The sequence below is a fragment of the Trujillonella humicola genome (assembly GCF_046233715.1).
GTDB classification, from domain to species: domain Bacteria; phylum Actinomycetota; class Actinomycetes; order Mycobacteriales; family Geodermatophilaceae; genus Trujillonella; species Trujillonella humicola.
In genome coordinates, this window is record NZ_JBJNRJ010000095.1 from 1 (window position 1) to 9,360 (window position 9,360).

General features: G+C 68.9%; 8 protein-coding genes. 2 read left to right on the top strand and 6 right to left on the bottom strand.

Annotated elements, in window-relative coordinates:
- The first annotated feature begins 322 nt into the window (after positions 1 to 322).
- The gene (locus tag ACK586_RS24880) at positions 323 to 997 is read left to right on the top strand and encodes a GntR family transcriptional regulator (protein WP_409333217.1); all 675 of its coding nucleotides are present in this window, start codon (positions 323 to 325) and stop codon (positions 995 to 997) included.
- A 105-nt stretch (positions 998 to 1,102) separates the two neighbouring features.
- Here ACK586_RS24880 and ACK586_RS24885 read toward each other — a convergent pair whose 3' ends face one another.
- The 6 genes from ACK586_RS24885 to ACK586_RS24910 all read right to left on the bottom strand — a co-directional run bounded on the left by ACK586_RS24885 (position 1,103) and on the right by ACK586_RS24910 (position 7,866).
- On the bottom strand, positions 1,103 to 1,573 hold the full coding sequence (locus tag ACK586_RS24885) for a MaoC/PaaZ C-terminal domain-containing protein (RefSeq protein ID WP_409333218.1): 471 nt from the start codon (positions 1,571 to 1,573) through the stop codon (positions 1,103 to 1,105).
- 290 nt (positions 1,574 to 1,863) lie between these two features.
- Positions 1,864 to 2,958: an XdhC family protein gene (locus ACK586_RS24890; RefSeq protein ID WP_409333219.1), complete on the bottom strand. Its 1,095-nt coding sequence runs from the start codon at positions 2,956 to 2,958 to the stop codon at positions 1,864 to 1,866.
- A gap of 63 nt (positions 2,959 to 3,021) precedes the next feature.
- A complete protein-coding gene (locus ACK586_RS24895; RefSeq protein ID WP_409333220.1) occupies positions 3,022 to 3,996 on the bottom strand; it encodes a cyclase family protein in 975 nt (324 codons plus the stop codon).
- A gap of 73 nt (positions 3,997 to 4,069) precedes the next feature.
- Complete coding sequence (locus ACK586_RS24900; protein WP_409333221.1) at positions 4,070 to 6,529, bottom strand: xanthine dehydrogenase family protein molybdopterin-binding subunit; 2,460 nt, start codon at positions 6,527 to 6,529, stop codon at positions 4,070 to 4,072.
- Positions 6,526 to 7,008, bottom strand: a complete 483-nt coding sequence (locus ACK586_RS24905; RefSeq protein ID WP_409333222.1) for a (2Fe-2S)-binding protein — start codon at positions 7,006 to 7,008, stop codon at positions 6,526 to 6,528. Before ACK586_RS24905 ends, ACK586_RS24900 begins: the two co-directional genes overlap by 4 nt.
- A 3-nt stretch (positions 7,009 to 7,011) precedes the next feature.
- Positions 7,012 to 7,866: an FAD binding domain-containing protein gene (locus ACK586_RS24910; RefSeq protein WP_409333223.1), complete on the bottom strand. Its 855-nt coding sequence runs from the start codon at positions 7,864 to 7,866 to the stop codon at positions 7,012 to 7,014.
- A gap of 250 nt (positions 7,867 to 8,116) precedes the next feature.
- Between ACK586_RS24910 and ACK586_RS24915 the strand changes: the two genes are divergently transcribed.
- The gene (locus tag ACK586_RS24915) at positions 8,117 to 9,265 is read left to right on the top strand and encodes a CaiB/BaiF CoA transferase family protein (RefSeq protein WP_409333224.1); all 1,149 of its coding nucleotides are present in this window, start codon (positions 8,117 to 8,119) and stop codon (positions 9,263 to 9,265) included.
- Positions 9,266 to 9,360: the final 95 nt, after the last annotated feature.

Here is a 9,360-nt window from a genome sequence, read left to right on the forward strand (position 1 = left end):
CTCAAGCGCATGATCGCCCGCGAGCTCTACTACGTCCTCCGCCCCGCCCAACCTGCCAAGAACCTCGCCCCGGCGGCTTGACGATCCATAGGAGCATCCGCCGGCACGCCGAGCGGGGTCCGCCCCATACCCACTGTCGAGCGGCAACGGGCACTGGGCGCACATCGCCCGTGGTCACGGGTCGACGTAGCAGTCACGCTCGACCACGAACTGGCCGGCCACCGACGACTGTCGTGCAAATCACCTCGGGCATGCCAACCAGGGCAAGAAGAGCCATGCAGGCAATACGATAGCGGCGTCCCGGGGCCGTACCGTTGACTTCATGAATCCCGCGGGCGGCAGAGGTGAGACCCACCACACAAGCCAGCAGCATGCGGTTGCATGGCTGCGCCGGGCAATCGTCGAGGGCGAACTGCGGCCCGGCAAACACATCCAGCAGGACGAGATCGCCGAACGAATCGGTGTCAGTCTCATTCCGGCACGAGAAGCGCTCAAGGTGCTCGAAGGCGAAGGCCAGGTCACCTACATTCCACGGAAAGGGTATTTCGTCTCGGAACTGCATGCCGAGGACCTCATCGAGGTCAACATGCTGCGCGAGCTCCTCGAGGACCGCGCGGCCCGGGCCGCGGTCGACCTGCTCGACGATGACGCGCTGGACAGGCTGGAACAGGCCGCCGAGGACTGCTCCGTAGCGTCGACGACCGGCGACGTGGCGGCCGAGCTCGCGGCGAACCGCCGTTTCCACTTCGGGATCTTCGAGGTCGGTGGTGGCACCCACATGATGCGGCTCATCCGCCTGCTGTGGGAGTCGACCGAGGCATACCGGGCGATCTACTACAACAACGAAGCGGAGCGCCACGCCGCCGACGAGGCGCACGAACGGATCCTCGACGCGGCGCGGGCTCGTGATGCCGATCGGCTCGTGGCCGAGCTCGACGCTCATCGTGACCGCGCGCTGCGGACCCTCGTCCAGATCCTGTCCCGTCAGGAGCAGTGATCATCGCCGGCCCCGCGCTGGAACCCGAGCGGCGGCGCCGCGCGCCGGGAAGGAAGCCGACGGGACTCTGTTCGGTCGAGCCGGCCACAGGCGCGGCCGGGCCTCTCAGATCCTCGTCTTGCAGCGCACCATGCGAAGCGGCCGGTAACGCAGGACCTCGTCACCGTCCCGGAGCACCACGTTCTGAGTTCGGACGAGGCCGCGGTCCTTCCTCGAGGTGAGTCGACGCTCCACCACCTCGACCTGCACCTCGATCGTGTCGCCGCCGAAGACCGGCGCCACCACCTCGATCTCGGCGCCGAGGAAGGCGACGGCGGTGTGGTGCAAGGTGGTGGTCTGCATCACCAGGCCCTCGGCCAGACTCATCGTCATGGCTCCCGGCACGGCCCTCCGCCTGTCGTTGCCGAGGGTCGCATGCCGGTCATCCATGAACATCGGCTCGAGGAATCCCATCACGGTGACGAAGGACGACACGTCGTAGTCCCTGATCGTCCGGCCCGCCGTTCGCATCGACCAGCCGATCTCGAAATCCTCGTACCACATCCCCATCGGGCCTGCTGGCGCCGTTTCCTGCATGACTGCTCCATTCCTCTGTTGTTCACTCGGCCCCGAATACCGGTGTTCGCGTCCTGACCGAATCGCCACGTCGTGCGCCGACCCACTCAGCCCGAGAGCGCGCAGAACGGGAAGGGCTCACACCTGTGCGCCGCGCCGCCCGTCTCGGGACCGGCAACCTTCTCGTCCGCCGGGGCGGGTTCCCGGAGCGTTGTTCCTCAGCGCTGGCCGGGGCGGTCTGCCGGATGTCGCTGGCGCGACCAGGCCCGGACGACGCGGCCTCAGGAGGGCTCGGCCGGGCAGCAGTCCGGTCATCGATGGATGGCCGTCCCGGTCTCGGAGAGCCGCCGCCCGGAGCCACCCCACGTCAGGGAGATGATCTCGGCCGCGATCGATACGGCGGTCTCCTCGGGCGTCCGCGCTCCGAGGTCGAGGCCGATCGGGGACGACAGCCGGGCGAGCGCCTGCTCGTCCAGGCCGGCTTCACGCAGGCGCGCCAGCCGGTCCTCGTGGGTACGCCGGCTCCCCATCGCACCGACGTACGCGGCCTTGGTGGACAGCGCCCGCTCGAGCAGCGGGATGTCGAACTTCGGGTCATGGGTGAGCACGCACACCACGGTGCGCTCGTCGACGTCCCGGCCCTCGAGATACCGATGAGGCCAGGCGACCACCACGTCATCGGCCTCCGGGAATCGCTTCCTCGTCGCGAAGACGGGTCGCGCGTCACAGAGGGTGACGTGGTAGCCCAGGAATTTGCCGATCCGCACGACGGCGGCGGCGAAGTCGATCGCCCCGAACACGATCATCTCCGGCGCGGGGGCGAACGATTCCACGAAGACGGCGAGCTGGTCCATCCGCTGCTCACCGTCGGCGCCCACATGCACCACGCCGGTGGTTCCGTGGGCGAGCATTCCTCGGGCGATGCCGGCGACGGCGCTGTCGAGCCGCTCGCCGCCCAGCGAGCCCCTCACGCTGGCCTCCCCGACGACGACGCGGGCACCCACGTGGTCTGGGCCGTCGATGACGGTGGCGACGGCGAGCCCCCGGCGACCTTCGACGGCCGCCACCACGTCGGGCAGCTGGGGGAAGCGCTTCCGGTCGACCGGCTCGACGAAGACCTCCAGCACTCCCCCACAGGTGAGGCCCACGGCGAACGCGTCGTCATCGCTCACCCCGTACGTCTGCTTCGCGGGCAGGCCGGTCGCCAGCACCTGCTGGGCGAGCTCGTAGACCGCGCCCTCGACGCAGCCCCCCGAAACGCTGCCGACCGCCTCGCCCGCCTCGGAGACGGCCATCGAGGCACCGGGTTGCCGGGGGGAAGAGCGCCAGGTGCGGACGACGGTCGCCAGCGCGAAGCTGATGCCCGACTCGTACCAGGCGCTCACGTCGTCGACGATGTCCCTCACCTGACGCTCCTCCCTCCGAACTTCCCTGTGCTTCTTCGGTGCTCGCGGGCCGTGCCCGCCCGATTACGGGCGCAGTGGCATCGCGATCGGGCGCATGGGCGCCGCGGTCGAGCCACGGAGCCGGAGCCCGGCAGCGACGAGTGCGAAGGTGTGGAGCTTCGCGGCCGCGATCTCCTCGAGGTTGACGTTCTCCATGATCGGAACGCCGCACTCCGCGAGGAGGTAGGTGTGGACCGGATGCCAGTTCGCCCCGTCGACCGAAGGCATCACCTCGAGCGCCACGTTGTCCGCGCCGATGATCATCGCGCCCGCTTCGGCGAGCAGCTCGGCACCCTCGCGGGTGAGTCCGGGCTCTCGGAAGAGGTAGCGCTCCGGGTCGGGCCAGACCGTCATCCGGCCCGTGCGGATCAGCACCACGTCGCCCGGACGAACCTCGACGCCCTGATCCGCCATGATCGTGGTCAGCTCATCCGGCCCGATGGCGTAGGAATCGGGCAGCACGTCCACGCCGTGCGCACCCGCTACGTCGATGAGAATGCCCCGCGCCATGATCGGCGGCTGCTGCTCGGCGCCGCAGCGGAGCCAGTGCCGGCTGCCGAGGTGCTCCTCCTCGTTGAAGCCGTTCCAGATCGCCCCCGCGTAACCGAAGTGGTTGAGCGCGTCGAGGTGCGTCCCGGTGTGCGTGTACATCGACAGCGCGTCACCGGAGTAGCCGACCAGGCGGTTCTGCTCCGGCCCGAGCCCCATCACGTCTTCGTTGACCGAGCCCGACGGCGTGTGGGTCATCCAGAACTGGTACGTCGGATCACCCAGACCAGCCCACGACGGCATGCCGACGTGGTACTCCACCGAGAGGTCGTACAGCTGTGCAGGATCGGCCTGCGCCATCACCGCCGCCCGCGTCTCGGGGGTCATCATGTTGAGCATCCCGATCTGGTCCCTCGGACCGAACGGACTCGTGCTCACGGCGTGACGGCGCGCCCGCGCAGCAGCAATCGCCTTGTCAGCAATCGCCTCGGCCTGGTGGTCGGTCGTCACGAGATCGCTCCGTTCATCAACAGGGACGCCGGACGGCGTGGACAGGCGGGGCACGCGGTGCTGACGCTCGTCGTCACCCCGCGACCGCCGCGGCCTGGGTTGCCGCCCGCACGAGTGCGCGCACCCGTTGCGGGTCCAGCGGCGTCTGCTCGACGGTCACACCGAGAGGACGAAGCGCGTCCTCGACGGCGGAGAGCAGCGTGGCCGGCGTGCCGATGACGGCTCCTTCGCCGACGCCCTTGGTGCCCATGGGCGTGAGCGGGTTCGGCGTCTCCATGTGCAGCACGTCGATCGCGGGCGCCGACATCACGTTGGGCAGCTGGTAGTCGTTGAGCGTCTTGGTCAGGAGCTTGCCCTGGTCGTCGTAGCAGAGCTGCTCGAACATCACGCCGCCCAGGCCCTGCACCGCGCTGCCGATGATCTGGCCCTTGACGATGGCCGGGTTGACCACCGTGCCGCAGTCGTGGGCGATCCACATCTTCTCGATCGTGACCTGGCCGGTCTCCACGTCGACCTCGACGACGGCACCCTGGGCACCGCTGCCGTGGGTCGGGTAGAGGCGTACGCGGCCGTGCTCGTCCGGCACCCAGCTGACGTTGGGGTTGGTCCAGACGGAGTGCCCCTCGAGCGTCGGGCTGGGCTCGTCGGGCAGCGTCGCGTAGGGCCCGGGGAACAGGTACACCGCCTTGGCGATCTCTGCCACGGCGAGCCGTGCCGACGGGACACCGGCGACCCAGACCTCGCCCATGCCGAGTGCGAGGTCATCGGGATCGGCCTCCAACATGCCGGCCGCTGCCTTCAGCAGCTTGCGGCGCACCTCCGTCGCGGCCTCGTACACGGCGCTGAACCCGTAGGTGGCGCCACGGCTGGCGTAGGCCCCGAGGCCGTACGGCACGGCGTTCGTGTCGCCGTACACGATCTTGACGTCTTCCAGGCGGATGCCGAGCCGGTCGGCGGCGATCTGCGAGAGCGCAGTCTCCACACCCTGCCCGATGGCCTGCAGACCGGTCAGCACCATGGCAGTGCCGTCCGGGGCGATCCGCACCGACGCGGACTCGTAGCCGTTGAACACCGACATCGGGATGGAGCCCGCGGACGGCTCGAGGAAGGAGATGACGCCGATCCCGAGGTAGCGACCCTCAGCGCGAGCCTGCTCCTGACGCAGGCGCAGCGCGGGGAGGTCCATCGCCTCGGTCACCAGGTCGAGGCACTGGGAGAAGCTGCCGCTCTCCAGGATCGGGCCGGATGGCATCTCGTAGGGGAACTCCCGAACCAGGTTCCGCTGGCGGATGTCGACGGGGTCGATACCGAGCTCGCGTGCTGCGGTGTCCATCAGCCGCTCGATCGCCAGGTTCGAGGTCTCCTTGCCGTACCCGCGATAGGGGCCGTAGGGGGCCTTGTTCGAGACGACCGCCTGGACGCGGGCGCGGTAGGACTGCACCTGGTATGGACCAGGCGAGTAGACGCCACCGACGAGCAGAGCCCCCAGACCAGCAGCCCGGACCGCCCCGTCGCACCCCTGGTCACCGACCAGGTGTTCGCGGATGGCCAGCAGCTTGCCGTCGCTGTCGAAGGCACCTTGGATGTGGTGGTAGTAGTCGCGCGAGGCCGGGCCGCTGCTCAGCCAGTCGGCTCGTGGCTCGAACCACTTCACGGCTCGGCCGGAGAGAACGGCGAGCAGGGCGGGGATGACCTCTGCGTCCACCTGCGTCTTGTTGCCGAACCCGCCGCCGACGTCGTCGGCCAGGACCTGCACCGACGACTCGGACATGCCGAGGATGCTGGCGATGAGCGAGCGCGACTGATGCGGCAGTTGGGTGGACACGCGAAGCTTGAGCGCCCCGCGGCCGGAGTCATATTCGGCGACCACGGCCCGCGTCTCCATCGGGACCCCGCTGTAGCGATGGGTGCCGGGCCGGCAGGACACGACGTGCGACGCGGACTCGAACACGGCATCCGGATCGCCGATCTCGAAGGCCCAGTCGCACTGGATGTTGTGGCCCCACTCCTCGTAGAGCACGGCCGTGGGCTCCCACGGCCCGTCCGGCGACGCGAACGGGTCGACCCCGAGGGCGTCCTTCAGGTTGGCGACCGCGGGCAGCAACTCGTACTCGACGTCGATCGCGACCAGAGCGTCCTCCGCGGCGTAGCGCGTCTCCGCCAGGACGGCAGCGACGGCTTCTCCCTCGTAGTAGACCTTGTCGGTCGCGATCGGATAGACGCGCGGCAGCTTCATGTCCATGAGGTTCATGCCGGGCGCGATCGGGTTCCAGTGCTCGGCGGCCTCGGCCCCCGAGATCGCCAGCAGGACGCCGGGCATCGCCAGCGCACGGCTCGTGTCGACGGACACGATGCGCGCGTGCGGGTGCGGGCTGCGCAGGATGGCGCAGTACGCCGGGTCGGTGACCTGCTGGTCGTCGGTGAACCGGGCCTTTCCGGTCAGCAGCCGGACATCCTCCGAGCGCTTCACGGAGCGCCCGACGAAGCTGTCGGATCCGGCGGCGCCGTTGCCGCGCGAGACGTCGTCGCTCATGACGTGACCTCCTGGCAGGCAGCGGAACGAACAGCGGCGATGATCGGCAGGTAGCCCGTGCAGCGGCAGAGATTGCCGACGAGGTGCTCTCGGATCTCCTGCTCGGTGGGCTCGGGGTTGGTCCGCAGCAGCGCATCCGCGGCCACGACCATGCCCGGCGTGCAGAAGCCGCACTGGAGCGCGAAGTTCTCCTGGAACGCCTGCTGCAACCTGCTCATCCCGGTCTCGGGAGTGAGACCTTCGACGGTGGTGACCTGCGTGCCGTCGGCCTGCACGGCGAGGAACAGGCAGCTCTTCACCAGGGTGCCGTCGACGGTCACCGTGCAGGCGCCGCAGATGCCCTCTTCGCATCCGATGTGCGTGCCGGTGAGCTTCAGCTGGTCGCGCAGGAGGTCCACCAGCAGCGTTCGCGGCGCTACCTCGCACACGTGCTCGGCGCCGTTGACGGTGACGGTGATCGAGGTCGTGGACTCGGCCATGCTTCAGTTCCTCTCAGGGGCGGTCGCGACCACCAACCTGCGAAGCAGGACAGCGGCGACGTCAAGGCGGTACTCGGCGGTTCCGTGCATGTCGGCCAGCGGTTCGCTGCCGGCCAGGTCTTCCTCGAGGAGGGCCGCGGCCTCGGCCACCGCATCGGCATCGGTGCGGTCGACGCCGTCGAGAGCCTGCTCGACCCGACGCGCTCGCAACGGACGGACGCCCAGGCCACCGACACCGATCGCGGTGACCCGCTCCGGCGTCGCGCTCACCGCGACGTTGACGACGGGCACGCCGTTCGGCTGGCGCGAGATCTCCCGGTATGCGCCCCGTGCACCCGGTCCCGGGTCGGGCAGGTGGACGTCGGTCACCAGTTCGCCGGGGGCGAGCACCGTTCGGCGATATCCGGCGAACATCTCCTCGACGGCCAGCCGGCGAGTCGATCCCTCGGACCGGAGGGTCACCTCGGCCTGCAGGGAGATCAGGGTGGAGGCAAGGTTCGACCGGGGATCGGCGAAGCACAGGTTGCCACCGATGGTGCCCCGGTTCCGGACCTGCACGTCAGCGGTCCGCCGCGCAGCCTGCTGGAGCCAGGGATACCTGGCAGCCACCTCCGGCGACGTGGCGAGCTCGGCTATCCGGGTGAGGGCACCGAGGCGCAGGCCTCCGCCTTCGGGATGCACGCCTCGCAGGCCGGCGAGCTCGTTGATGTCGACCAGGTGTTGCGGCGCCGCCACGCGCAGCTTCATGGTCTGCAGCAGGCTCTGGCCCCCGGCGAGGACCTGCGCCCCCGCTGCGACGGCGCTCAACGCTTCATCCAGCGATGTCGCTCTGGTGTAGTCGAAACTGGTTGTTCGCACGTTCGATACCCCTCTCTCCGTTCGAGGCCGAACACCCGGCACCGCGGCCTTCCGCGGCCGGGCTGACCTCCGGAGGGAGGTCGCAGGCGGAGCGAGGTGCACCCCGGTGTTTATAATCTATAGTTCACTCGCCGGGGTGACAAGAGCCACACTTATACCTCACCGCGGGCACCCGACCTCGCGGGAGAGACGCATGAGTTTCGTTGGAGACGCCCCGACTGGCGCGAGCTCCCCCGGCCCCTTGGCCGGCGTGGTGGTCGCCGACTTCAGCAGGGTCCTCGCCGGACCGCTGGCATCGATGTTCCTCGCCGATCTGGGCGCCACGGTGGTCAAGGTGGAGCGGCCGGGTTCGGGGGACGACACGCGATCCTGGGGACCACCGCACGTCGGCGAGTTCAGCACCTACTTCACGAGCGTGAACCGGAACAAGTACAGCGCGACGTTCGATCTGAGCGATCCGGACGAGCTGGAGTTGGCCCACACCCTGGCCGCCCGGGCGGACGTCTTCATCGAGAACTTCCGGCCCGGAAAGCTGGCCGAGTTCGACCTCGATGCCGAAGCGCTGCTGCGGGTGAACCCCCGCCTGATCTACTGCTCCGTCACCGGATTCGGCAGCGACGGCGGAGCACATCTGCCCGGATACGACTTCGTCGTGCAGGCCGTCGGCGGACTGATGAGCATCACGGGCCCGGAGGGGGGCGAACCCACGAAGGTGGGCGTGGCACTCGTCGACGTCCTGACGGGCCTACACGCCACCATCTCCATCCTCGCGGCGTTGCGCGAACGAGACCGGACAGGGCACGGCCAACTGGTCGAGGTCAATCTCTTGTCGAGCCTCATTGCGTCCCTCGCCAACCAGGGTGCCGCCTACATCAACGGGAGCCCCCCGCCCACGGCCATGGGCAACCAGCACCCCAGCATCGCCCCCTACGAGACCCTGGCCACTCAGGACAACCCGATCGCGATCGCCGTGGGCAACGACCGTCAGTTCCAGACCTTCACCCGGGCGATCGGTAGGGACGATCTCTCCAGCGACGAACGGTTCAGCCGAAACAGGGGGCGGGTAGCCGAGCGGAGCGAGCTCATCTCGGAACTCGAGAAGACGTTGCGGACCGCGCCGGCAACTCATTGGACCAAGCTGCTCCAGGATCACGGCATACCGTGCGGCCCGGTCAACGACATCGCCGAAGCCATTTCTCTGGCATCCGAACTGGGGCTCCAGCCCATCGCGACCTTCACCGGGACGGCGGACGTTCCCACGATCAACACTCTGGCCAGTCCGCTTCGACTGTCGCGGAATCCCGTGGCCTATCGCCGTCCTCCTCCCCAGCTCGGTGCGGACTCGGTGCGGGTCCGCGAGTGGCTGCTGAGCAAGGGAGCGCGATCGCTCGACGACTAGTACTACAGCCGCACTTCGTCGGCTGCACCCCTTCGAACGTAGTGACAGCGGCGGGCCCGGGCCTGGTGTCTGCGGCGCCAGAAGGACCAGCTCAG

Excerpts from the sequence above, each read along its gene's own strand:
- ACK586_RS24905 (WP_409333222.1), bottom strand. The coding sequence starts at position 7,008 with ATGGCCGAGTCCACGACCTCGATCACCGTCACCGTCAACGGCGCCGAG.
- ACK586_RS24885 (WP_409333218.1), bottom strand. The coding sequence starts at position 1,573 with ATGCAGGAAACGGCGCCAGCAGGCCCGATGGGGATGTGGTACGAGGAT.
- ACK586_RS24880 (WP_409333217.1), top strand. The coding sequence starts at position 323 with ATGAATCCCGCGGGCGGCAGAGGTGAGACCCACCACACAAGCCAGCAG.
- ACK586_RS24900 (WP_409333221.1), bottom strand. The coding sequence starts at position 6,529 with ATGAGCGACGACGTCTCGCGCGGCAACGGCGCCGCCGGATCCGACAGC.